Annotated in this window: 19 protein-coding genes and 4 tRNA genes; 19 read left to right on the forward strand and 4 right to left on the reverse strand. The window is 65.5% G+C overall.

Annotation, left to right across the window (positions count from 1 at the left end):
- Window positions 1-20: 20 nt before the first annotated feature.
- From CAG34_RS28960 to CAG34_RS08550, 17 genes are all read left to right on the forward strand, one after another.
- Window positions 21-197, forward strand: coding sequence for a hypothetical protein (locus CAG34_RS28960; protein ID WP_178080874.1), 177 nt, complete (start codon window positions 21-23; stop codon window positions 195-197).
- A 78-nt stretch (window positions 198-275) separates the two neighbouring features.
- On the forward strand, window positions 276-1280 hold the full coding sequence (locus CAG34_RS08475) for an aspartate-semialdehyde dehydrogenase (RefSeq protein ID WP_085589215.1): 1005 nt from the start codon (window positions 276-278) through the stop codon (window positions 1278-1280).
- Between the two features lie 71 nt (window positions 1281-1351).
- The gene (locus CAG34_RS08480; RefSeq protein WP_085589217.1) at window positions 1352-4075 is read left to right on the forward strand and encodes a FimV/HubP family polar landmark protein; all 2724 of its coding nucleotides are present in this window, start codon (window positions 1352-1354) and stop codon (window positions 4073-4075) included.
- Window positions 4076-4269: 194 nt separating this feature from the next.
- Window positions 4270-5127, forward strand: a complete 858-nt coding sequence (gene truA / locus CAG34_RS08485; protein ID WP_085589219.1) for a tRNA pseudouridine(38-40) synthase TruA — start codon at window positions 4270-4272, stop codon at window positions 5125-5127.
- 61 nt (window positions 5128-5188) lie between these two features.
- Window positions 5189-5809, forward strand: coding sequence for a phosphoribosylanthranilate isomerase (locus tag CAG34_RS08490; RefSeq protein WP_025338242.1), 621 nt, complete (start codon window positions 5189-5191; stop codon window positions 5807-5809).
- Window positions 5810-6031: 222 nt separating this feature from the next.
- Entirely contained in the window at window positions 6032-6925 is an 894-nt protein-coding gene (accD, locus tag CAG34_RS08495) for an acetyl-CoA carboxylase, carboxyltransferase subunit beta (protein WP_025338243.1), read from the forward strand.
- Window positions 6925-8232, forward strand: a complete 1308-nt coding sequence (folC, locus tag CAG34_RS08500) for a bifunctional tetrahydrofolate synthase/dihydrofolate synthase (RefSeq protein ID WP_085589221.1) — start codon at window positions 6925-6927, stop codon at window positions 8230-8232. The genes accD and folC overlap by 1 nt, the downstream gene beginning before the upstream one ends.
- On the forward strand, window positions 8216-8881 hold the full coding sequence (locus tag CAG34_RS08505) for an SPOR domain-containing protein (RefSeq protein ID WP_085589223.1): 666 nt from the start codon (window positions 8216-8218) through the stop codon (window positions 8879-8881). The genes folC and CAG34_RS08505 overlap by 17 nt, the downstream gene beginning before the upstream one ends.
- A 287-nt stretch (window positions 8882-9168) precedes the next feature.
- A complete protein-coding gene (locus CAG34_RS08510) occupies window positions 9169-9726 on the forward strand; it encodes a CvpA family protein (protein WP_013971612.1) in 558 nt (185 codons plus the stop codon).
- A gap of 42 nt (window positions 9727-9768) precedes the next feature.
- Window positions 9769-11274, forward strand: a complete 1506-nt coding sequence (purF, locus tag CAG34_RS08515; protein ID WP_025338246.1) for an amidophosphoribosyltransferase — start codon at window positions 9769-9771, stop codon at window positions 11272-11274.
- A 16-nt stretch (window positions 11275-11290) separates the two neighbouring features.
- Window positions 11291-12502 (forward strand): O-succinylhomoserine sulfhydrylase, encoded by a 1212-nt coding sequence (locus CAG34_RS08520; protein WP_085589225.1) that lies wholly within the window; start codon window positions 11291-11293, stop codon window positions 12500-12502.
- Window positions 12499-13272 (forward strand): SDR family oxidoreductase, encoded by a 774-nt coding sequence (locus CAG34_RS08525; protein WP_013971614.1) that lies wholly within the window; start codon window positions 12499-12501, stop codon window positions 13270-13272. Before CAG34_RS08520 ends, CAG34_RS08525 begins: the two co-directional genes overlap by 4 nt.
- 240 nt (window positions 13273-13512) lie before the next feature.
- Window positions 13513-13588 (forward strand) — tRNA-Val (locus CAG34_RS08530).
- 66 nt (window positions 13589-13654) lie between these two features.
- Window positions 13655-13731, forward strand: a tRNA-Asp gene (locus CAG34_RS08535).
- Between the two features lie 99 nt (window positions 13732-13830).
- Window positions 13831-13907: transfer RNA gene (locus CAG34_RS08540), tRNA-Asp, on the forward strand.
- Between the two features lie 141 nt (window positions 13908-14048).
- Window positions 14049-14125: transfer RNA gene (locus CAG34_RS08545), tRNA-Asp, on the forward strand.
- A gap of 199 nt (window positions 14126-14324) precedes the next feature.
- Window positions 14325-15164 (forward strand): DUF2242 domain-containing protein, encoded by an 840-nt coding sequence (locus tag CAG34_RS08550; protein WP_085589227.1) that lies wholly within the window; start codon window positions 14325-14327, stop codon window positions 15162-15164.
- Between the two features lie 287 nt (window positions 15165-15451).
- Here CAG34_RS08550 and CAG34_RS08555 read toward each other — a convergent pair whose 3' ends face one another.
- Together CAG34_RS08555 and CAG34_RS08560 are read right to left on the reverse strand one after the other, a co-directional pair.
- Window positions 15452-16492, reverse strand: a complete 1041-nt coding sequence (locus tag CAG34_RS08555) for an AraC family transcriptional regulator (protein WP_085589229.1) — start codon at window positions 16490-16492, stop codon at window positions 15452-15454.
- A gap of 4 nt (window positions 16493-16496) precedes the next feature.
- Window positions 16497-17615, reverse strand: coding sequence for a nitrilase-related carbon-nitrogen hydrolase (locus CAG34_RS08560; protein ID WP_085589231.1), 1119 nt, complete (start codon window positions 17613-17615; stop codon window positions 16497-16499).
- A gap of 191 nt (window positions 17616-17806) precedes the next feature.
- Between CAG34_RS08560 and CAG34_RS08565 the strand changes: the two genes are divergently transcribed.
- Together CAG34_RS08565 and CAG34_RS08570 are read left to right on the forward strand one after the other, a co-directional pair.
- A complete protein-coding gene (locus CAG34_RS08565) occupies window positions 17807-19843 on the forward strand; it encodes an NADPH-dependent 2,4-dienoyl-CoA reductase (RefSeq protein ID WP_085589233.1) in 2037 nt (678 codons plus the stop codon).
- A gap of 135 nt (window positions 19844-19978) precedes the next feature.
- Window positions 19979-20869: a 1-aminocyclopropane-1-carboxylate deaminase/D-cysteine desulfhydrase gene (locus CAG34_RS08570; RefSeq protein ID WP_085589235.1), complete on the forward strand. Its 891-nt coding sequence runs from the start codon at window positions 19979-19981 to the stop codon at window positions 20867-20869.
- Here CAG34_RS08570 and CAG34_RS08575 read toward each other — a convergent pair.
- Entirely contained in the window at window positions 20860-21405 is a 546-nt protein-coding gene (locus CAG34_RS08575) for a cytochrome b (protein WP_003260150.1), read from the reverse strand. The genes CAG34_RS08570 and CAG34_RS08575 overlap by 10 nt on opposite strands.
- Before the next feature lie 224 nt (window positions 21406-21629).
- On the reverse strand, window positions 21630-22562 hold the full coding sequence (locus CAG34_RS08580) for a DUF1853 family protein (protein WP_085589237.1): 933 nt from the start codon (window positions 22560-22562) through the stop codon (window positions 21630-21632).
- Between the last annotated feature and the right edge of the window lie 10 nt (window positions 22563-22572).

Here is a 22572-nt window from a genome sequence, read left to right on the forward strand (position 1 = left end):
TCAGCGCTTGACGGGCATCCATGCCCGTCACCTCCCTCCGCAAGACCTCTGCTCGGCCTCCTGAAGTCGCGAAGATCAAGATCAAGATCAAGATCAAGAGCAAGAGCAAGAGCAAGAGCAAGAGCAAGAGCAAGAGCAAGAGCAAGAGCAAGAGCAAGAGCAAGAGCAAGAGCAAGAGCTGCGCAGCGCAGCTCTAGGTTTGGGCCAGCACAGACAAAACTCTACAATCCGAGTAAAGTGCCGCCCCCGCCGTTTTCAGCAAAAGGATCCCTTCCATGACACACCCTTTGGACATCGCCGTCGTCGGCGCCACCGGCAGCGTCGGTGAAGCCCTGGTGCAGATCCTCGAAGAGCTGGATTTCCCGGTCGCCACCCTGCACCTGCTGGCCAGCATGGAATCGGCGGGCAGCAGCGTGATGTTCGCCGGCAAGAAGCTGAAGGTGCGTGAAGTGGACAGCTTCGACTTCGCCCAGGTCAAGTTGGCCTTCTTCGCCGCAGGCGCCGCCGTCAGCCGCAGCTTTGCCAGCAAGGCGCTGCAGGCAGGCTGCACGGTCATCGACCTGTCCGCTGGCCTGGACGACGCCCTCGCCCTGGTGCCAGAAGCCAACGCCGAACGCCTGGCCAGCCTGGCATTGCCCGCCCGCATCGTCAGCCCGTGCTCGGCCGCGGTTGCCCTGGCCGTTGCACTGGCACCGCTCAAAGGCCTGCTGGATATCGAGCGGGTGCAGGTAATGGCCGCGCTGGCGGTGTCCGCACAAGGCCGTGAAGCGGTCAACGAACTCGCCCGGCAAACCGCCGAGCTGCTCAATGCCCGCCCCCTGGAGCCGCGCTTCTTCGATCGCCAGGTGGCGTTCAACATGCTGGCCCAGGTCGGAGCCGCCGATGAGCAAGGCCACACGGCCCTGGAGCACCGCCTGGTCAGCGAGCTGCGCGTGCTGCTGGGCCTGCCGGAACTGAAGATTTCCGTGAGCTGCGTTCAAGTCCCGGTGTTTTTCGGCGATAGCTTCAGTGTGGCGGTGCAGAGCTGTCGCCCGGTAGACCTGGACGCTGTCAACCAGGCCCTCGAGGCGGCCGACAGCGTCGAACTGGTGGAGCGCGATGATTATCCGACCCCGGTAGGCGACGCAGTGGGCCAGGACGTGGTCTATGTTGGTCGTGTACGGCACGGTGTTGATGAAGACCAGCAACTCAACCTCTGGCTGACCACCGACAACGTGCGCAAAGGCGCCGCGCTCAATGCCGTGCAAGTGGCGCAATTGTTGATTAAACACATGCCGTAAAAGATACTGGCGAGCACTATTGTCCTGCTCCGCATGCAGGTTTCAGGACGCTTTATACAAGGGAAGAGGTCATGCTTCGAATTCGCAAACTGGTTCTGGCCATGGCTGCAGCATCGGCGCTGTCGTCGGGCATGGCGAATGCCCTGGGCCTGGGGGAGCTGACCCTCAAGTCGGCACAGAACCAGCCCCTGGACGCCGAGATCGAGCTGCTCGACGTGCGCGACCTCACCGCCGCCGAAGTGGCGCCGAGCCTGGCGCCGCCGGAAGAGTTCAGCAAGGCCGGGGTGGCGCTGCCGACGTACCTCGAAGACCTCACCTTCACGCCGGTGATCAACCCCAACGGCAAGAGCGTGCTGCGGGTTACCTCCAGCCAGCCGCTGCCTGAACCGGTGGTAAAGTTCCTGGTCCAGGTGATGTGGCCGCAGGGCCGCCTGCTGCGTGACTACAGCGTGCTGCTCGACCAGGCCAAGGCCCAGGGCGAAAAGCCGGCGGCAGGCAATGTAGCACCAGCGGTGACCGCTGCCGGCAGCTACACCACCCAACGCCGCGACACCTTGTGGCAGATTGCCGCGCGCAACACCCAGGGTGGTTCGATCCAGCAGACCATGATCGCGATCCAGGCGCTGAACCCGGACGCCTTCATCGGCAACAACATCAACCAGCTGAAGGTTGGCCAGGTGCTGCGCCTGCCCGACCAGCAGCAGATCCAGAATATCCCGCAGGGAGAGGCGACCGCCGAGGTGGCCGAGCAGTATGCTGCCTGGCGTGAAGGCCGTCGCCTGGGCCCGCGTGCCCGCCAGCTGGACGCCACCCGTCGCGGTGCCGCCGAGGCAGCGCCGGCGCGTATCGCCCAGGGCGACAACCTGCGCCTGGTCAGCCCGGGCAACCAGGCCGGTGCCGACCAGGCCAAGGCCCTCAACGACAAGCTGGCGGTGGCCCAGGAAAGCCTGGACACCAGCCGTCGCGACAACGAAGAACTCAAGAGCCGCATGGCCGACCTGCAGAGCCAGCTGGACAAGCTGCAGCGTCTGATCGAGCTGAAGAACAACCAGTTGGCCCGCCTTGAAGCCCAGGGTGCGGCGGCGCCGGCCCAACCGGTCGCCAAGCCTGCGCCTGCCGCCGTCGATACCGCACCCAAGCCGGCGCCCGCCGCCGAGGCCGCACCTGCCGGCCAGCCTGGCAGCATGGTCGACGAAATCATGGGCAACCCGCTGCTGCTTGGGCTGATTGCCGGTAGTGCCTTCCTCGTACTGCTGCTTCTGCTGTTGCTGCTGGCGCGCAAGCGCAAGGCCCAGCAGGAGGCTGAAAAGCACCTGCGCATGGCGCGGGCGCTGGAAGAAGAGCAGGGCGCAGGCTTCGACAGCGATAGCGCAAGCTTCGATGGCGTCGAGGTCTCGGCCCCGAGCGTGACCCTGTCGCCGGCCGTGGTCGCTGCTTCGGCTGCCGCCGCCACCGCCGCGGAAAAAACATCGGCACCCGCCGTCGAGGCGCAACCTGAACCGCAAGCCGACCCCCACGCCGCGCTGCTGGCGGAGGTCGAGCAATGCGTGGCCGAAGGCCGCCTGAACCGCGCTACCGACCTGCTGGAGCCTGCCGTGGCCGCCGCGCCGCAGCGTGACGACCTGCGCCTGAAACTGATGGATGTGTACGCCCGCCAGGGTGACCAGAGCGCGTTCGTCGAGCAGGAACGCAAGCTGCCGGCCAGCGAGCAGAACAGTGCAGCTGTTGCCGGGCTGAAGGAGCGCTACCCGGCCATGCTCGGCCTGGCCGCTGCCGGCCTGGGCGCGGCGGCCCTGGCTGCCGAGATGGATGAGCAGTACGTGCAGGAACTGCTGCAGGATCAGCCTGAAACGCCAGTGGTTGCCGACGTGGCACCCGAGGAAGAGCCGGCGTTCGAGCCAGAGGTGGCGGTTGAACCAGAGGCCGTTGCCCAGGTGGAACCTGAGGCAGTGCTCGAGCCCGAAGTTGATCTGGATGCTGAGCTGGATGCCTTCGATGAAGTGCCGACTCTCGATGCGCCGGGCCTGGACGAGCAGGACCTGGACAGTGCCTTCGACCTGAGCCTGGGTGACGACCTGCCCGAGCAAGACCCGCTGGCGGCGCCGCTGCTGGACGAATCGGTGGCCCAGCAACCTGTCGTCGACGAGCCGGTACTGGATGAGCCGGTGCTGGAAACGGCTCAGCCGGAAGACGAGCCGTTTGCCGTGGATGCCGAACTGCAGGCCGACGCCGACGCCGAGTTCGAGGCCATGCTGGCCCAGGCTGAGCCACAGCCCGCTGTGGACCTGTCCGATTTCGACCTCGACATCAGCGAGCCGGTTGCCCCGGTCGCCCCGGCAGCGGTGGACGAAGCCCCGGTGGATGTCGCCGCCGAGTTGGCTGCCTTCGACAGCGAGCCAGCGTTCGACCCGCTTTCCGAGTTCGACCTGCCGTCCGACTTCGATCTTTCGCTGTCGCTGGAAGACGATTCGCCGGCAGCCAAGAGCTTTGCCTCGGAGCTGAACGACGTCAACGCCGAGCTGGACAAGCTGTCGCAGAGCCTCGAATCGCCGTCGCTGGAGCCGCACTTCACCAGTGAAGACGCAGTTGCCCAGCCAGAGCCCGAGCCACTGGACGACCTGGACTTCGACTTCTTCTCCGGTAGCGACGAAGTGGCCACCAAGCTTGACCTGGCCCGCGCCTATATCGACATGGGCGACAACCAGGGCGCGCGCGACATCCTCGATGAAGTGGTCAAGGATGGCGACGACAGCCAGCGTCAGGAAGCCGAGGACATGCTCTCCCGGCTGGTCTGATGTAAGCAGGGCCGGCCTCTTCGCGGGCTTGCCCGCTCCCACAGGATCTCCACACATTTTCGACCTTGTGAGTAACCTGTAGGAGCGGGCATGCCCGCGAAGAGGCCCTCAAGCGCGACACACGTTCAACGGCAGCCCTACACGGCTGCCGTTGTCGTTATAATCCCCGCCATTCCGTACACCCCACAGGTTTCATGCTCTTGGACATCATCGACACCGCCGCCGAGTCCGCGGCCGAAGGCTACTCCCGCATCGCCCTGGGCGTGGAATACAAAGGCGCGCGCTATCGTGGCTGGCAGCGCCAGGCCAGTGGCGTGCCCAGTGTCCAGCAGGCCCTGGAGCAGGCCCTGTCCAAGGTGGCCAACGAGCCGATCTCGGTGATCTGCGCCGGGCGCACCGACGCCGGCGTGCATGGCTGCGGGCAGATCGTGCACTTCGACACCCGCGCCGTGCGCGACGAACGCGCCTGGACCATGGGCACCAACTTCAATCTGCCCCATGACATCAGCGTGGTCTGGTCGCGGCCGATGCCGGCCGACTTCCATGCCCGCTTCAAGGCCTGCGCCCGGCGTTACCGCTACGTCATCTACAACGACCCGATCCGCCCGGCGCACCTGGCCGAGGAAGTCACATGGAACCACCGCCCGCTGGATGTCGAACGCATGGCCGAAGCCGCGCAGTACCTGCTCGGCACCCATGACTTCAGTGCCTTCCGCGCCAGCCAGTGCCAGGCCAAGTCGCCGATCAAGCACATCTACCACCTGCGCGTCACCCGCCATGGCCAGATGATCGTGCTGGATGTGCGCGCCACGGCCTTCCTGCACCACATGGTGCGTAACATTGCCGGTGTACTGATGGCCATCGGCGCGGGAGAGCGCCCGGTCACCTGGGCGCGTGAGGTGCTGGAGGGGCGCAACCGCCGCGAAGGCGGGGTCACGGCGCACCCGTACGGGCTCTACCTGGTGCAGGTGGAGTACCCCGAGGAATACGCGCTGCCCAAGCGTTACATCGGCCCACACTTTTTGACCGGCTACGAGGCATTGGCAGACTGACGGGCGAAAAGTCATTTGCTAACATCCGGCCTTTCACCGTAACAAGCAGGGTTCGCTGTCCATGAGCAATGTTCGCAGCAAGATCTGCGGGATTACCCGCATCGAAGACGCACTGGCCGCTGCCGAAGCGGGCGCCGATGCCATCGGCCTCGTCTTCTATGCCAAGAGCCCGCGCGCCGTGGACGTGCGCCAGGCGCGGGCGATCATCGCCGAGCTGCCGCCGTTCGTGACCACGGTCGGGCTGTTCGTCAACGCTTCGCGCTGCGAGCTGAACGAGATCCTCGAAGTGGTTCCGCTGGACCTGCTACAGTTCCACGGCGATGAAACCCCGCAGGACTGCGAAGGCTACCACCGCCCCTGGATCAAGGCCCTGCGCGTGCGCCCGGGCGACGACCTGGAGGCGGCCTGCCAGCTTTACGCCGGTGCCCGCGGCATTCTGCTGGACACCTATGTGCCAGGCGTACCCGGAGGCACCGGTGAAGCGTTCGACTGGTCGCTGGTGCCGGCGCGCCTGAGCAAGCCGATCATACTGGCGGGCGGGTTGTCTGCCGACAATGTCGGCCAGGCCATCGCCCAGGTGCGGCCGTACGCGGTGGATGTCAGTGGCGGCGTGGAACAAGCCAAGGGCATCAAGGACGCGGCGAAGATCGAGGCATTCATGCGTGCGGTGAAACAGGCGTGATGGCAGATGTGACGGCTGGCTGCGCGCCATCGTCCATAGCTTTCGCAGCCCTGCGGGGCAGCCGCCTGCGCCTGTGGCGGCAAGACAACACATTAGCGGTGGGGTGGCGCGCTGGAAGTCCCGGCGGCCGGTCCATCATCGTTTCATAAAAGATTTTGAGCTCAAGGGCAGGGCAGGGCCGGCGACACCGGCCCACGCCTGCCAATACTGGAGAAAGAAAGCATGAGCAACTGGTTAGTCGACAAACTGATCCCTTCGATCATGCGTTCCGAGGTGAAGAAGAGCTCGGTGCCTGAAGGCCTGTGGCACAAGTGCCCGGCCTGCGAGGCCGTGCTGTATCGTCCGGAGCTGGAAAAGACCCTGGATGTCTGCCCCAAGTGCAACCACCACATGCGCATCGGCGCACGTGCGCGCATCGACATCTTCCTCGACGCCGATGGCCGTGCCGAACTGGGCGCCGACCTGGAGCCGGTCGACCGCCTGAAGTTCCGTGATGGCAAGAAGTACAAGGACCGCCTGACCGGGGCGCAGAAGCAGACTGGCGAGAAGGACGCCCTGATCTCCATGAGCGGCACCCTGATGGGCATGCCGATCGTGGTCAGCGCCTTCGAGTTCTCGTTCATGGGCGGCTCCATGGGTGCCATCGTCGGCGAGCGCTTCGTGCGCGCGGCCAACTATGCCCTGGAGCACCGCTGCCCGATGGTCTGCTTCTCCGCTTCGGGCGGTGCACGCATGCAGGAAGCGCTGATCTCGCTGATGCAGATGGCCAAGACCTCGGCCGTGCTGGCGCGCCTGCGTGAAGAAGGCATCCCGTTCATCTCGGTACTGACCGACCCTGTATACGGTGGTGTTTCCGCCAGCCTGGCCATGCTCGGTGACGTGATCGTCGGTGAGCCGAAGGCACTGATCGGCTTCGCCGGCCCGCGCGTGATCGAGCAGACCGTGCGCGAGAAGCTGCCGGAAGGCTTCCAGCGCAGCGAGTTCCTGCTGGAGCACGGCGCCATCGACCTGATCATCTCCCGTGGCGAACTGCGCCCGCGTCTGGCCCGCCTGCTGGCGCAGATGACCGGCCAGGAAACCCCGGAGCAAGCGCGTGAGGCGGCTGCCGTCGCGTGATGAAACAACGATCCCTGGGCGAATGGCTCGCCTACCTCGAGCAGTTGCACCCCTCGGCCATCGACATGGGCCTGGAGCGTTCGCAGAAGGTGCTTGCCCGGCTGGCGCTGGGCAAGCTGGCGCCACGCGTGGTGACGGTGACCGGCACCAACGGCAAGGGCTCGACCTGCGCCTTCGTGGCCTCGCTGCTGCGTGCCCAGGGGCTCAAGGTCGGCGTGTACAGCTCGCCTCACCTGTTGCGTTACAACGAGCGGGTGCTGATCGATGGCCAAGAGGCCAGCGATGAGCGCCTGTGCGAAGCCTTCGCCGCCGTCGAGGCGGCGCGGGGCGATATTTCCCTGACCTACTTCGAGATGGGCACCCTGGCCGCGTTCTGGTTGTTCTACCAGTCGCAGCTGGATGCCGTGGTACTGGAAGTGGGCCTTGGTGGCCGCCTGGATACCGTGAACGTGGTGGATGCCGACCTGGCCCTGGTGACCAGCATCGGCGTCGACCATGTCGATTACCTGGGTGATACCCGCGAGCTGGTGGCCTTCGAGAAGGCCGGCATCTTCCGTCAGGGCAAGCCGGCACTGTGCGGTGACCTGGATCCGCCTCGGCCGCTGCTGGACAAGGCCGCCGAACTGGCTGCGCCGCTGTTCCTGCGTGGTCGTGACTTCGACCTGGCCAGTGCCGATGGCAGTTGGAACTGGCGGGGTACTGCGGCTGATGGTGCGCCGGTAGAGCTGCGTGGCCTGCCTTTGCTCGACCTGCCCATGGAAAACGCCACGCTGGCCCTGCAGGCCTACCTGCTGATGGGCCTGCCCTGGGACGCCGGGCAGATTCGCCAGGCGCTGCTGGATACCCGCATCACGGGTCGCCTCGACCGTCGCCTGCTGAGCTGGCAGGGCAAGCCGGTGGAACTGTTGCTGGATGTCGGGCACAACCCGCACGCCGCGGAGTACCTGGCCCGGCGCCTGGCGGCCCGGCCGCTGAAGGGGCGCCGCCTGGCGGTGTTCGGCCTGCTCGCCGACAAGGACCTGGACGGTGTTGTCGCGCCGCTGCAGGGGCTGGTCGACGACTGGGCAGTGGCGCCACTGGATACCCCGCGCAGCCGCCCGGCTGCGGAGCTGGCCACGGCCTTGACGAACGTCGGCGCCGCGGTGAAGTCTTATGCCAGCGTCGATGCTGCCCTTGAAGGGCAATGCGCGCAGGCAACGGCGGATGACCAGATCTTGCTGTTCGGTTCGTTTTTCTGTGTTGCCCAGGCACTGGAATGGCTGGAGCGGCACGCCCAGGAGGGTGGAGTAGATGGCAGTGCTGGATAAAGGGATGAAACAGCGCATGGTGGGTGCGTTGGTGCTGGTGGCGCTGGCGGTGATTTTCCTGCCGATGCTGTTCACCCGCGAGGACGAGATGCGTCAGGTGCGCGTCGAGGCCCCGCAGGCGCCGGCCATGCCAAGCCTGCCGGAAGTGAAGGTGGAACCGGTCGCCGTGCCGGAGCCGCAGGCCATTGCGCAAGAGCCGCAACAGCCACCGGTGGTGGTGGACGAGTCCACCGCGCCGGCGAGCGCGCCCAGCCAGCCGATTACCCCGTCACCGCAGACCCAGCCTCAGGCGCAGGTGCAGCCTCAGCCTCAGCCCGCCAAGCCGCAGGCGCCCGTGGCCAAGGTCGAGCCTCAGCCGGCAGCCAAGCCGGCCGCGCCGGCGGCGCCATCGAAGATCGACGTCAATGGCCTGCCGGTCAGCTGGTCGATCCAGTTGGCCAGCCTGTCCAACCGTGCCGGGGCCGAAAAGCTGCAGCAAACCTTGCGTAGCCAGGGTTACAACGCCTATATCCGCTCGGCGGGTGGCATGAACCGGGTGTACGTGGGGCCGCTGATCGAGCGGGCCGAGGCCGAGCGCGTGCGCGACGCCATCAACCGCCAGAACAGCCTCAAGGGCTTCGTGGTGCGCTTCCAGCCTGAGCGCAGCTGATAAACCCGGGGTCGGCTTTGCCGCTCATTCGCGGGTTCTGTATAGGTCTTGCAGCGGCGCGGTCCATGTGGGAGCGGCCTTGTGTCGCGAAAGGGCCGCGAAGCGGCCCCAGGATCTCAACGACACAGCCAGAATCGCCGGGGCCGCTTTGCGGCCCTTTCGCGACACAAGGCCGCTCCCACAAAGATCGCGTAAGCCCGGGTGGCGCTAATCACCTGACATTCCGCTTACCCAAGCCCCCGCCGCTCTGTTAAAATGCGCCGCCTCAAACGTCTGCAGGCAGCACCGTGGCATTTACCTTGGTTGATTGGGCGATCATCGCGATCATCGCCGTCTCCACACTGATCAGTCTCAAGCGCGGCTTCGTCAAGGAAGCCTTGTCCTTGCTCATCTGGATCATTGCCGGTGCGGTTGCCTGGATGTTCGGCGGTTCGCTCTCGGTGTATCTTGAAAGCTACATCCAGACGCCGTCGATGCGCGTCATCGCCGGCTGCGCCATTCTTTTCGTCGCCACCTTGCTGGTGGGGGCCATGATCAACTTCCTCATCGGCGAGCTGATCCGCGTGACCGGGCTGTCCGGTACCGATCGTTTCCTGGGCATGGCCTTCGGCGCCGCGCGCGGGGCCTTGCTGGTGGTGGTGGCCATCGGGCTGATCAGCCTGGGGCCGGTTCAACAGGACACCTGGTGGCAGGAATCACGCCTGATACCACAATTTCTCTTGGTCGCCGACTGGTCGAAAAACCTGATCCTGGGTTTTACCGGCCAGTGGACACCCAGTGGGCTGATCGGCACTCCAGCTGATCTTCCGTTCAAGGAACAGTTGCTCGGGCCGGCAAAGCCCTGAGCGCTATTCACTCAAGTTTCGTCAAAGTAGGGGTTGCGTCGCATGTGTGGCATCGTCGGTATCGTCGGTAAGTCGAACGTCAATCAGGCGCTGTATGACGCGCTTACGGTCCTCCAGCACCGCGGCCAGGACGCTGCCGGTATCGTGACCAGCCATGACGGCCGGTTGTTCCTGCGCAAGGATAATGGCCTGGTGCGCGACGTGTTCCAGCAGCGCCACATGCAGCGCCTGGTCGGCAACATCGGCATCGGCCACGTGCGCTACCCGACTGCGGGCAGCTCGACCTCGGCCGAGGCCCAGCCGTTCTACGTCAACTCGCCATACGGCATCACCCTGGCACACAACGGCAACCTGACCAACGTCGAGCAGCTGGCCAAGGAGATCTACGAGTCCGACCTGCGCCACGTCAACACCAACTCCGACTCGGAAGTACTGCTGAACGTGTTCGCCCATGAGCTGGCGGTGCGTGGCAAGCTGCAGCCGACCGAAGAAGACGTGTTCGCCGCGGTTTCCCACGTGCACAGCCGCTGCGTCGGCGGTTACGCCGTGGTGGCGATGATCACCGGCTACGGCATCGTCGGCTTCCGTGACCCCAACGGCATCCGCCCGGTGGTGTTCGGCCAGCGTCACACCGACGAAGGCGTGGAATACATGATCGCCTCGGAAAGCGTGGCCCTGGACGTGCTCGGCTTCACCCTGATCCGCGACCTGGCGCCGGGCGAAGCGGTATACATCACCGAAGAAGGCCAGCTGTACACCAAGCAGTGCGCCGAAGCACCGAAGCTGCAACCGTGCATCTTCGAGCATGTCTACCTGGCCCGCCCGGACTCGATCATGGATGGCGTGTCGGTGTACAAGGCCCGTCTGCGCATGGGTGAAAAACTGGCCGACAAGATCATGCGCGAGCGCCCCGAGCACGACATCGACGTGGTCATCCCGATCCCGGACACCAGCCGCACCGCGGCCCTGGAACTGGCCAACCGCCTGGGCGTCAAGTTCCGCGAAGGCTTCGTCAAGAACCGCTATATCGGCCGTACCTTCATCATGCCCGGCCAGGCCGCGCGCAAGAAATCGGTACGCCAGAAGCTCAATGCCATCGAGCTGGAGTTCCGCGGCAAGAACGTGATGCTGGTGGACGACTCGATCGTGCGCGGCACCACCTGCAAGCAGATCATCCAGATGGCCCGCGAAGCCGGCGCCAAGAACGTCTACTTCTGCTCCGCAGCCCCTGCGGTGCGCTACCCCAACGTCTACGGCATCGACATGCCGAGTGTTCACGAACTGATCGCCCACAACCGTACCACCGAACAAGTGGCCGAGTTGATTGGCGCCGACTGGCTGGTCTACCAGGACCTGCCGGACCTGATCGACTCGGTCGGTGGCGGCAAGATCAAGATCGACCACTTCGATTGCGCGGTATTCAACGGTGAGTACGTCACCGGCGATATCGACGAAGCCTACCTCGACCGTATCGAGCAGGCTCGTAACGACCTGGCCAAGGTCAAGAACCAGGCGGTCAGCGCGATCATCGACCTCTACAACAACTGATTTCGGGAGCGACGGCATGACGGATCAATGGGATGCCGGACGACTGGACAGTGACCTCGAGGGTGTCGGTTTCGACACCCTGGCGGTGCGCGCCGGTCAAAACCGTACACCGGAGGCCGAGCACAGCGAAGCGCTGTTCCTGACTTCCAGCTATGTGTTCCGCACGGCTGCCGATGCCGCCGCGCGCTTTGCCGGCGAAACGCCGGGCAACGTCTATTCGCGCTACACCAACCCGTCTGTGCGTGCCTTCGAGGAGCGCCTGGCGGCCATGGAGGGCGCCGAGCAGGCCGTGGGCACCTCCACCGGCATGGCGGCGATCCTCGCCGTGGTGATGTCGCTGTGCAGTGCCGGTGACCATGTGCTGGTGTCGCAGAGCGTGTTCGGCTCGACCATCAGCCTGTTCGAGAAGTACTTCAAGCGCTTTGGCGTGCAGGTGGACTACGTGCCACTGGTCGACCTCGCCGGCTGGGAAAATGCCATCAAGGCCAATACCAAGCTGCTGATCGTCGAATCGCCGTCCAATCCGCTGGCCGAGCTGGTCGATATCACCGCCCTCAGCGAAATCGCCCATGCCCACGGTGCCATGCTGGTGGTGGACAACTGCTTCAGCACTCCGGCGCTGCAGCAGCCGCTGAAGCTGGGTGCCGACATCGTGTTCCACTCGGCCACCAAGTTCATCGACGGCCAGGGCCGCTGCATGGGTGGCGTGGTTGCCGGCCGTGCCGAGCAGATGAAAGAAGTGGTGGGCTTCCTGCGTACCGCAGGCCCCACCCTCAGCCCGTTCAACGCCTGGATCTTCACCAAGGGCCTGGAAACCCTGCGCCTGCGCATGCGTGCGCACTGCGAAAGCGCCCAGGTACTGGCCGAATGGCTGGAGCAGCAGGAGGGCGTGGAGAAGGTGCATTACGCCGGCCTGCCGAGCCACCCGCAGCACGAACTGGCCAAGCGCCAGATGAGTGGCTTCGGTGCGGTGGTCAGCTTCGAGGTCAAGGGTGGCAAAGAGGGCGCCTGGCGCTTCATCGACGCTACCCGGGTGATTTCCATCACCACCAACCTGGGTGACAGCAAGACCACCATCGCCCACCCGGCCACCACCTCCCACGGTCGTCTGACGCCGCAGGAACGTGAAGCCGCCGGCATCCGCGACAGCCTGATCCGCGTTGCCGTGGGCCTGGAAGATGTGGCCGACCTGCAGGCCGACCTGGCGCGTGGGTTGGCGGCACTGTGATCGAAATCCGTGGCGGTACGCCCGGCCATAACGGCCGGGTAGCCCTGGTGACCGGTGCCGCGCGCGGCATCGGCCTGGGCATTGCCGCCTGGTTGATCTGCGAAGGCTGGCAGGTGGTGCTCAGCGATCTCGACCGCCAGCGTGGCGCCAAGGCGGCCAAGGCCCTGGGTGACAATGCCTGGTTCATCACCATGGATGTTGCCGACGAGGCCCAGGTCAGCGCCGGGGTGTCCGAGGTGCTGGGGCAGTTTGGCCGCCTGGACGCGCTGGTGTGCAATGCGGCCATCGCCAATCCGCACAACCAGACCCTCGAAAGCCTGAGCCTGGCGCAGTGGAACCGGGTGCTTGCGGTCAACCTCAACGGCCCGATGTTGCTGGCCAAGCATTGTGCGCCGTACCTGCGTGCGCACAACGGGGCGATCGTCAACCTCACCTCCACCCGGGCGCGGCAGTCCGAGCCCGATACCGAGGCCTACGCGGCGAGCAAGGGTGGCCTGGTGGCCTTGACCCATGCCCTGGCCATGAGCCTGGGCCCGGAGATCCGCGTCAATGCGGTGAGCCCGGGCTGGATCGATGCCCGTGACCCGTCGCAGCGCCGTGCCGAGCCGTTGACCGAAGCGGACCATGCCCAGCACCCGACGGGCAGGGTAGGGACGGTGGAGGACGTGGCGGCCATGGTTGCCTGGCTGTTGTCTCGGCAAGCGGCGTTCGTCACCGGCCAGGAGTTCGTGGTCGATGGCGGCATGACCCGCAAGATGATCTATACCTGAGCCTTTTGCATATCCTGTACCGGCCTTTTCGCGGGTAAACCCGCTCCCACAGGTACTGCGCAGTTCTCAAGGCCTGTGCAGTACCTGTGGGAGCGGGTTTACCCGCGAAGAGGCCGCCACAGGCAACCGCACCGCTTTTGCGCTTTTCTGAAAAAAATTCAATGGGGCTATTGACTTAGCTTCGCCACCTGCGTAAATTTCGCGGCCTCAGCGAAGCAAACGCAACAAGCAACATCGCGAGGGTGATTAGCTCAGCCGGGAGAGCATCTGCCTTACAAGCAGAGGGTCGGCGGTTCGATCCCGTCATCACCCACCACTTCCTGAGATGTTCCTGGTGCTTCGGGTTTCGCAAGAAGCCGATAGCCAGAGAGGAACGCACTGCGCAGCGGTAGTTCAGTCGGTTAGAATACCGGCCTGTCACGCCGGGGGTCGCGGGTTCGAGTCCCGTCCGCTGCGCCATTTTTCAGTAACAGATGGGTGCCTGGCACCGGTCTGAAGCCACAAGGCAAACGCCTTGGGCTGATCCCAGTTTCAATCGGGCGAAAGCCTGAACGATACGCAGCGGTAGTTCAGTCGGTTAGAATACCGGCCTGTCACGCCGGGGGTCGCGGGTTCGAGTCCCGTCCGCTGCGCCATCTTCGTTTCAAGGTCCCTTGAACACCTTGAAGCAAACACAAGAGAAGCGATCACGTTATCGCTTTTTTTGTGCCTGCCCTGAGGCCATCGCGCCGGAAGGGTAGACCCAGGTTTCAATCGGGCGCAAGCCTGAATGATACGCAGCGGTAGTTCAGTCGGTTAGAATACCGGCCTGTCACGCCGGGGGTCGCGGGTTCGAGTCCCGTCCGCTGCGCCATCTTCGCCTCGAGGCCCCTTGAACGCCTCGAAGCCACGATAAAGCGACCTTCGGGTCGCTTTTTTCGTTTTTACGCCTGGCAATCGCCGCCTTTGACCCAGATTTACACGAACCTGACAGACTCTTCACCGATCAGCGGTTCCTTTGCCTGCCTGCTGTGTTGCACAATAGGCACCTTCTCGACTTACCCGGATTCGCAATGACCAGATCTTCCGTCTTTGGTGCGCTCGGGCTGGCCCTGGTGCTGGCGGGCGTGACCGGTTGTTCCTCGAAAAAAGCCGCCGTCTACGAGCACGAGAACTTCGATGACTCGGGCACCTTCTCGCGCAGCTTCCCGGTGAGTGATGCCGGCTCCTGCGAGGCCGCCCGGCGCGCCTTGCTCAGCCAGGGTTACATCATCACCAGCAGCGGCGCCAACCAGGTGGTGGGCAACAAGAGCTTCCAGCAGAACAGCGAGAACCACCTGCAGATCAGTTTCAACGTCACCTGTGCGCCGGATGTGAGCGACGAGCAGCGTTCGACCATGTTCGCCAACGCCCTGCAGGACCGCTACGCCCTGAAAAAGTCCAACACCTCCGCCAGCCTGGGCGTTGGTGTACTGGGGTCGGTGTCGATGCCGATCGGCTCCAGCGACGACTCGATGGTCAAGGTGGCCAGCGAGACGGTGACGGCGGCGCAGTTCTATGACCGCTATTTCGCCCTGGTGGAGAGCTACCTGCCAAAGCCCAAGCCTAAGCAGGAGAGCAAGGCCAAGGTCGAGGAGCCCGCGCCGAAGGTCGAAGCGCCCGCGGCTGCCCTGGGGCTGCCGGAGCAGGCCGCGGCAGCGCCGGTGGCACCGGCCCCGGTGGCGGTGCCTTTGGTTGAAGCGGCGCCAGCCCCGGCCGCTGTTGCCCCGGCCAGCGAGGCGGTAGCCGCGCCGGTGGTGGATGACAGCCAAGGCTCGCAACCGGTGGCCCCGCCGGCGGAGGCGGCACCGATCGAGGTGCAGCAGGAAGCCCAGCCTGCCGAGGCCGCCGAGACCGCTTCCCCCGCCCTTTGATAGCTTGCCTGTACCGGCCTCTTCGCGGGTTTACCCGCGAAGAGGCCGGTGCAGGCAGTCCATCCCCTGTTACAGACGCACCGCGATAACTTCCTGAACACCTGCTACGTTTACCACTCATAAGCTTGTCATCATTCCTTCACGCCATCTGCTTAGGTTGAAGGCGACACCGATAAAGATCATGAGATGAGAGGACGCAGGGCTATGGACGAATACCAGGAAGAACTTCTCGAATTCCAGGCTTATGAACTGGACACCCCGGAACCGGCCGACGACGCTACCGAGCTCTAGCCCGCCCGCCGCTGGCTGCGGCGAAACTCCCCCGGTGTAAGGCCCGTCCAGCGCTTGAAGGCGCGCTGGAAGGCCTCGGCCGACGCAAACCCCAGCAGATAGGCAATCTCGCCAAAGGCCAGCTCCGTATCGCGGATGTAGGTTTCGGCAAGGTCGCGCCGTGTTTCGCTGAGCAGGTCGCGAAAGCGCGTGCCTTCCTCGGCCAGTTTGCGGCGCAACGTCCAGGTCGGCAGTTGCAGGTGCAGCGCCACTTCTTCCAGGTCCGGTTCACGGCCACCATTGAGCAACGGGCCCAGCAGGTGGGTGATGCGTTCACCCAGGCTGCGCACCCGCGTACGCTGCAGCATTTCCGCCTCGCACAGCTGCAGCAGGTGCTGCCAGGTGCTCGGGCAGTGCCTGGGGTTGGCCAGCTGCAGCGTGGCGCGGCTCAGGCGCAGCTGGTTGCCGTCGGCCGCGAACTGCACGGGCGCGCTGCACAGCGGCTGGTAGCGCGCGGCATAGGCGGGTGCGGCAAACTCGATGTCCATATGTTCGGCCTGCACTGCCGTACCGGCCAGGTCGGCAAGCTGGGCGAGCCAGCCGGCGAGTAGCGAATCGACCACGAAACGGTTATAGGCGTTGTAGGGGCTGATGGAGTAGAAGCGTAGCCAGGCGCCCTGGGCATCTTCCTGAAAACTGGAGTGGCCGCGGTAGTTGGCGGCGTACAGCGGCTCGAAGCGCAACAGGGTGCGTGCCGCCTCGCCCAGGTTCGGTGCCTGGGCAGCGGTGACCCCGGCCAGGCCGGCATGGGCCAGGCGGCTCAGGCGCCCCATGTGCAGGCCCAGCGCGGCCTCGCCGCACAGTTCGATGGCGGCGTGCCCCAGGTGCATGTAGCGCGGGATCGACAAGCGCGCACCAGCTTCGCTCAGGCGCGCGGCATCCAGGCCATATCGGCGCAGCAGTGGCTCGGGGTCGTGGCCCAGTTCGCGCAGGGCTTCGGTCAGCGGCTGGACAAAACCAACCGACAGGTCGCCCAGGCGCACGCGGGGGCGGGCCATGGGCTTACAACCACAGGTTCAGCAAGCGGGCGCCAGGGCTGGGGGTGCCCGCCAGCAATTCACCCGCCTGGTGGGCAAAGCCCTGGCCGTCGCTGCCCTGTTCCCAGAACTGCCCACGCATGAACACGCTCATGCTGCTGACGCCGGCCCCGGCCGCTTCGGTCAGGCGCTGCCAGGCCGCCTGTTCGCTGACTTCGCCGCGCTGCAAGGCCAGCCCGGCGCTGGCATCCTGGTGGCGATTGCCGCGCCAGGGCGCTTGCCAGCTGCCCTTGCCGCTGAGGAATACCGGGTTGGCGATCAGTTGTACCGCCTGCCGTGCCAGTTGCTGGTGGTTTTCCGGGTACCAGCTGTCACTGCCCACCAGCACGCCCAGGCGCCCGGCAGGGGTTTGCAATACCTGCAGCGGGTGCTGGCGGCCATCGTGCACATAGCGGCGCATTTCGCTGTCGGGGAACTGCTGGCGTTGCGGTTGGCCCAGCAGCGAGCCGTCACCGGCGAACACCACGCTGCTGTTGAACAGCGGGCCGCTGCCGGCATGCAGCACACCCTGTTTCACGTAGGGGGCGGGCAGCACGATGGATCCGGCCACCAAGGTGACGTTGAATTCCTTGGCCAGGCCACCGAACAGTTGCTGGTAGTCCGCAGCCATCTGCTCTGCTTTCATGCGCAGGTGCGCGTCGGCGCGCCAGTCGTCCCCGTCGGCACGGAGCATGGCCAGGCCATAGCGCAGCGGGTTGCTCAGTTCCAGCCATTGCAGGGCTTCGCGGCTTTGCGTGACCTGGTACAGCTCGTTCTTTTCGCCGCGTGCCCACAGCCAGGTACCGATGTGCTCTGGCAGCACCACCACCGTACGCGGGCCGACAAGCCCTTGGGTACGTGCCTGCTCCAGGTAGGCCGCGAGTTTGCGGTGCAGGCGTTGCAGGTTCTGGTAGTCGCCCGGGTAGAGCAGCGGTTCGACGCCGAGCAGGTTGCCGTGCTCGCCCGGCACCCCGTGGTTCAGCGCCAGTTCGATGCGCAGGTCGGACAGGTAGTGGCCTTCCGGGCGCTGCTGGGTCCAGAAACCGTAGCCGCAGAGGGCGGCGATCATCACCAGCGCCAGGGCGCTTGCCAGGAGTTTTCGCATGAAGCAGGACAGCGCCTTGGAAACGAGAGTTTCCTAGGGTAGTCGTGCTGTGCGCGAGGATCAATAACTTGTCAGTTTCGATCATTGAGCCCGTTCAAACGGCTGTTTAATGTCGCAGGCAGACAAACGACGGGGCCCGCCAACCGGTGCGGCATCCGCATTCCGTGATCACGCCACATGGGGACCTTTCCATGGCCGCCGACCGCTACCCGCACCTGCTCGCCCCGCTGGACCTGGGCTTCACCACCTTGCGCAACCGCACCCTGATGGGCTCGATGCACACCGGCCTCGAAGAGCGCCCGGGCGGCTTCGAGCGCATGGCGGCGTACTTTGCCGAGCGCGCCGGCGGTGGCGTCGGCCTGATGGTCACCGGCGGCATCGCGCCCAACGATGAGGGTGGGGTGTATTCCGGGGCGGCCAAGCTCAGCACCGAGGAAGAAGCCGACAAGCACCGCATCGTCACCGAGGCGGTACACGCTGCCGGCGGCAAGATCTGCCTGCAGATCCTGCATGCCGGGCGCTACGCCTACAGCCCGCGCCAGGTGGCGCCCAGCGCGATCCAGGCGCCAATCAACCCGTTCAAGCCCAAGGAACTGGACGAGGCGGGTATCGAGAAGCAGATCGCCGACTTCGTCAATTGCGCGGTGCTGGCCCAGCGCGCCGGTTACGACGGCGTCGAGATCATGGGTTCGGAAGGCTACTTCATCAACCAGTTCCTCGCCGCCCACACCAACCACCGCACCGACCGCTGGGGTGGCAGCTATGAAAACCGCATGCGCCTGGCGGTGGAAATCGTCAGTCGGGTGCGCGGCGCGGTCGGGCCGAACTTCATCATCATCTTCCGCCTGTCGATGCTCGACCTCATCGAGGGCGGCAGCACCTGGGACGAAATCGAGCTGCTGGCCAAGGCCATCGAGCAGGCTGGCGCGACCTTGATCAATACTGGCATCGGTTGGCACGAAGCGCGTATCCCGACCATTGCCACCAAGGTGCCGCGTGCGGCATTCAGCAAGGTCACCGCCAAGCTTCGTGGCGTGGTGAACATTCCGCTGATCACCACCAACCGCATCAATACTCCGGAGGTGGCCGAGGCGGTGCTGGCCGAGGGCGATGCCGACATGGTCTCGATGGCACGGCCGTTCCTGGCCGACCCGGACTTCGTCAACAAGGCCGCTGCCGGCCGCGGCGACGAGATCAATACCTGCATCGGCTGCAACCAGGCCTGCCTGGACCATACCTTCGGCGGCAAGCTGACCAGTTGCCTGGTCAACCCGCGTGCCTGCCACGAGACCGAGCTCAACTACCTGCCCGTGCGCACCGTGAAGCGCATTGCCGTGGTCGGCGCTGGCCCGGCCGGCCTGGCGGCAGCCACGGTGGCGGCCGAGCGCGGCCACGCGGTAACCCTGTTCGATGGCGCCAGCGAGATCGGCGGGCAGTTCAATGTGGCCAAGCGGGTGCCGGGAAAGGAAGAGTTCCATGAAACCCTGCGTTACTTCCGCAACAAGGTCAAAAGCACGGGCGTGGACCTGCGCCTGAACACCCGGGTCGATGTGCAGGCCCTGGTGGACGGTGGCTACGACGAGATCATCCTGGCCACCGGCATCGCCCCGCGCACGCCGGCCATCCCCGGTGTCGAGCATGCCAAGGTGCTCAGCTACCTGGACGTGCTGCTCGAGCGCAAGCCGGTGGGCAAGGCTGTCGCGGTGATTGGTGCGGGCGGCATCGGTTTCGACGTTTCCGAGTACCTGGTGCACCAGGGCGTGGCTACCAGCCAGGACCGTGAGGCGTTCTGGAGGGAGTGGGGCATCGATACCCATCTGCAGGCACGCGGTGGCGTGGCCGGGATCAAGGCCGAGCCGCATGCCCCGGCGCGGCAGGTGTACCTGTTGCAGCGCAAGAAATCCAAGGTGGGTGACGGCCTGGGCAAGACCACCGGCTGGATTCACCGTACCGGGTTGAAGAACAAGCGGGTGCAGATGCTCAACAGCGTCGAGTACCTGGGTATTGACGATGCCGGCCTGCATATTCGCGTGGCCGATGGCGAGCCGCAGGTGCTGGCAGTGGACAACGTGGTGATCTGTGCCGGGCAGGAGCCGCTGCGCGAGCTGCAGGACGGGCTGGTGGCGGCGGGGCAGTCGGTGCACCTGATTGGTGGGGCCGATGTGGCGGCCGAGCTGGATGCCAAGCGGGCGATCAACCAGGGTTCGAGATTGGCGGCTGAGCTCTGAGATCGCCGGGGCCGCTTTGCGGCCCTTCGCGGGCTTGCCCGCTCCCACAGGGATAACGCACTCCTGACTGTGGGAGCGGGCAAGCCCGCGAAGGGCTGCAAGGCAGCCCCGGGATATCACTGGTAAACTCGCGCGATGCAATTTGACCTCCCCCAACCCCCCCTGCAGCCCCTGCTCCTGCCCTGGCTCCAACAAGCCCAGGTAGAAGCCGCCATCCTGCGCCTGGACCTGATCGACCCGCTGATCAGCGGCAACAAATGGTTCAAGCTACGCCACCACCTGCAACAGGCCAGCGCCAGCAACGCCCCGGGCCTGATCAGCCTCGGCGGCAACCATTCCAACCACCTGCACGCCCTGGCCGCTGCCGGCAAGCGCTTCGGCTTCGCCACCGCCGGCCTGCTGCGTGGCCACGCCCAGGACACGCCAACCGTGCGAGACTTGCACGCGCTGGGCATGGAATTGCACTGGCTGGGCTATGGCGGCTATCGCGCACGAAACCAAGCGGGTTTCTGGGAACCCTGGCAGGCACGCTACCCGGACTGGCACTGTATCCCCGAAGGGGGCGGCGGGCAGGCCGGTGCACAGGGCTGCGTGCTGATCATGCAGCAGGCGCGCGCGCAAATCGCGGCACTGGGCTGGTCGGGCTACGACGCCTGGTGGCTGGCTGCCGGAACGGGGACTACCCTGGCCGGCCTGGTAATGGCCGAGGCGGGCGCACATGTGGTGCATGGTGCATTGGCGGTACCCAGGGACCATGGTGTGCCGGAGGTGGTAGCGACACTGGCCGGCGCGCATGGCTACCAGCTGCACGACGCCTGCCGTGGCGGTTTCGGCAAATTCGACGCTGAGCTGCTGGCGTTCATCGCCGATTGCGAGCGGCACACCGGCGTGCCGCTCGAAGCCCTCTACACCGGCAAGGCCCTGCTGGCCCTGCGTGAGCAGGTCGAGGCCGGGCTGTTCGCGCCCGGCACCCGCCTGATCGTGGTGCACACCGGCGGCCTGCAGGGCCGGCGCGGTTACTTGTAGGGCAGCATGCGCAGCAGCGTGTTGTCGCGCTGTACATAGTGGTGATACAGCCCGGCCAGAGCGTGCAGGCCGATCAGCCAGTAGCCCCAGCTGCCGATGCGCTCATGCCAGCCTTTGATGAACTTGGCCTGGTCCGGGTTCGGGCCGATCAGGTGCGGCAGCTCCAGGCCGAAGAACGGCACTGGTTTGTCGGCGGCGCTGAGGATCAGCCAGCCGGCCAGTGGCAGGATGATCATCAGCAGGTACAACGCCAGGTGCATCAGGTGCGCGAGGCCGGTCTGCCAGGCCGCAGGTTTGGGCACGATGGGTGGAGTCGGGCGGCTCAGGCGGATGGCCAGGCGCAACCAGACCAGCACGAACACGCTGAGCCCGAGCATGAAGTGCAGGTCCTTCATCAGGTTGCGTTCGACGCTGTCCTTGGGGAACAGGCCACGCAGTTCGATAAGGGCATAGACAGCGGCCAGCAGCACCAGCATCAGCCAGTGCAGGGCGATGGACAGGCGCGCGTAATGGGTCGCGGGGGTGGATGAAACCATGATCGGTCCTCGTCATCAGGTCGGAATGGCGCTCTTGCCGGCGCTCAGGAAGTACTGTAATGGCTACGGGGGAACAAATCTTTGCGCCAGGTCTGTGAAAATTGTGTTGTCTGCACCGGCCTCTTCGCGGGCTTGCCCGCTCCCACAGGCATAGCGCAGAGCCAGAGACCTGTGCAGTACCTGTGGGAGCGGGCAAGCCCGCGAAGAGGCCGGAACAGCCGGCATCATGCCTCGGGTGTAAATGGCCAATTGTCAGCCACCAGAAACACCCGCTCGGCCTCCTGCCACGCCCCGTCAGCCTCTTGTTCCAACCTCACCAGCAACTGCGCCGGAGCCTGCCGCTCCAACACGTGCAGCCACGCCGCAAACTGCTCCACCGCCCAGCACTCCTGCGCCTCGACCCGCGCCGGCGCCAGCCAGGCATGCCGTTGCAGCGGCTGCCATCGCTCACCTTCGCCCATGACCCAGTCCCGCCGCCGCAGCCAGCGCCCGCGCAGGTGCTGCGGGTTGGCGCCCTGTGGTGGCTGCGCATGCCCAGGCCACGGGTAGAACAGATAGCCACCCAGCCACACATGCGCCTGCACCTGCTCCACCCCCAGCCGGGCCAGCACCTCGCGGCTGTGCGCCCCCGCCGACATGGGCAGCTGGTGTCGCGCCAGGTGCGCCAGTTTGCTTCCCAGTCGGTCATGGCAGCCCGGCCCCAGCCAGGCGGTGGGGTCGTGCCCGGAATGCTCCGGGCCCAGGTACAGCTTGATGGCCAGTTCCAGGTGGTGCACACCGTCGCGGTCGCGCAGCACCACATCCAGCTCGCCCAGGGTGCGCCCGCCTTCGCGAATCGCCAGGTTTGCCGCCAGCAGTTCGATGCCCGGGGCCTGGCCCAGGGCGAATTGCCACAGCCGTTCGTAGTAGTGCCCCAGGCGCCGGCTTCCCAGCTGCGCCAGCCAGTCGCGCAATGGGCGGTCATCGTCATCCAGCGCCCGCAGCCAGTCTGCCAGGCGCTGTGGCTGGTCCGCCCACAGGCTACCCGCCAGCGGATGGCGCTGGGGGCAGGGCGGGGCGCTGAGCAACGGGGGCGACAGCAGGGCCCAGGCCAGGTCGCGCACGTTGGGGCGGCGTAGCTGCCGGGGCAGGTCGTGGAGCAGGGCGAATGGCATCATCCTGCGAGCA

Origin of the sequence: Pseudomonas sp. B14(2017) (assembly GCF_002113255.1) — a bacterium.
Taxonomy (GTDB): Bacteria; Pseudomonadota; Gammaproteobacteria; order Pseudomonadales; family Pseudomonadaceae; genus Aquipseudomonas; species Aquipseudomonas putida_Z.

Bases quoted from the DNA above. Each gene is read 5' to 3' on its own strand.
- CAG34_RS28960 (WP_178080874.1), top strand. From the start codon at position 21: ATGCCCGTCACCTCCCTCCGCAAGACCTCTGCTCGGCCTCCTGAAGTC.
- CAG34_RS08475 (WP_085589215.1), top strand. From the start codon at position 276: ATGACACACCCTTTGGACATCGCCGTCGTCGGCGCCACCGGCAGCGTC.
- CAG34_RS08480 (WP_085589217.1), top strand. From the start codon at position 1,352: ATGCTTCGAATTCGCAAACTGGTTCTGGCCATGGCTGCAGCATCGGCG.
- truA (WP_085589219.1), top strand. From the start codon at position 4,270: ATGCTCTTGGACATCATCGACACCGCCGCCGAGTCCGCGGCCGAAGGC.
- CAG34_RS08490 (WP_025338242.1), top strand. From the start codon at position 5,189: ATGAGCAATGTTCGCAGCAAGATCTGCGGGATTACCCGCATCGAAGAC.
- accD (WP_025338243.1), top strand. From the start codon at position 6,032: ATGAGCAACTGGTTAGTCGACAAACTGATCCCTTCGATCATGCGTTCC.
- folC (WP_085589221.1), top strand. From the start codon at position 6,925: ATGAAACAACGATCCCTGGGCGAATGGCTCGCCTACCTCGAGCAGTTG.
- CAG34_RS08505 (WP_085589223.1), top strand. From the start codon at position 8,216: ATGGCAGTGCTGGATAAAGGGATGAAACAGCGCATGGTGGGTGCGTTG.
- purF (WP_025338246.1), top strand. From the start codon at position 9,769: ATGTGTGGCATCGTCGGTATCGTCGGTAAGTCGAACGTCAATCAGGCG.
- CAG34_RS08520 (WP_085589225.1), top strand. From the start codon at position 11,291: ATGACGGATCAATGGGATGCCGGACGACTGGACAGTGACCTCGAGGGT.
- CAG34_RS08550 (WP_085589227.1), top strand. From the start codon at position 14,325: ATGACCAGATCTTCCGTCTTTGGTGCGCTCGGGCTGGCCCTGGTGCTG.
- CAG34_RS08555 (WP_085589229.1), bottom strand. From the start codon at position 16,492: ATGGCCCGCCCCCGCGTGCGCCTGGGCGACCTGTCGGTTGGTTTTGTC.
- CAG34_RS08560 (WP_085589231.1), bottom strand. From the start codon at position 17,615: ATGCGAAAACTCCTGGCAAGCGCCCTGGCGCTGGTGATGATCGCCGCC.
- CAG34_RS08565 (WP_085589233.1), top strand. From the start codon at position 17,807: ATGGCCGCCGACCGCTACCCGCACCTGCTCGCCCCGCTGGACCTGGGC.
- CAG34_RS08570 (WP_085589235.1), top strand. From the start codon at position 19,979: ATGCAATTTGACCTCCCCCAACCCCCCCTGCAGCCCCTGCTCCTGCCC.
- CAG34_RS08575 (WP_003260150.1), bottom strand. From the start codon at position 21,405: ATGGTTTCATCCACCCCCGCGACCCATTACGCGCGCCTGTCCATCGCC.
- CAG34_RS08580 (WP_085589237.1), bottom strand. From the start codon at position 22,562: ATGATGCCATTCGCCCTGCTCCACGACCTGCCCCGGCAGCTACGCCGC.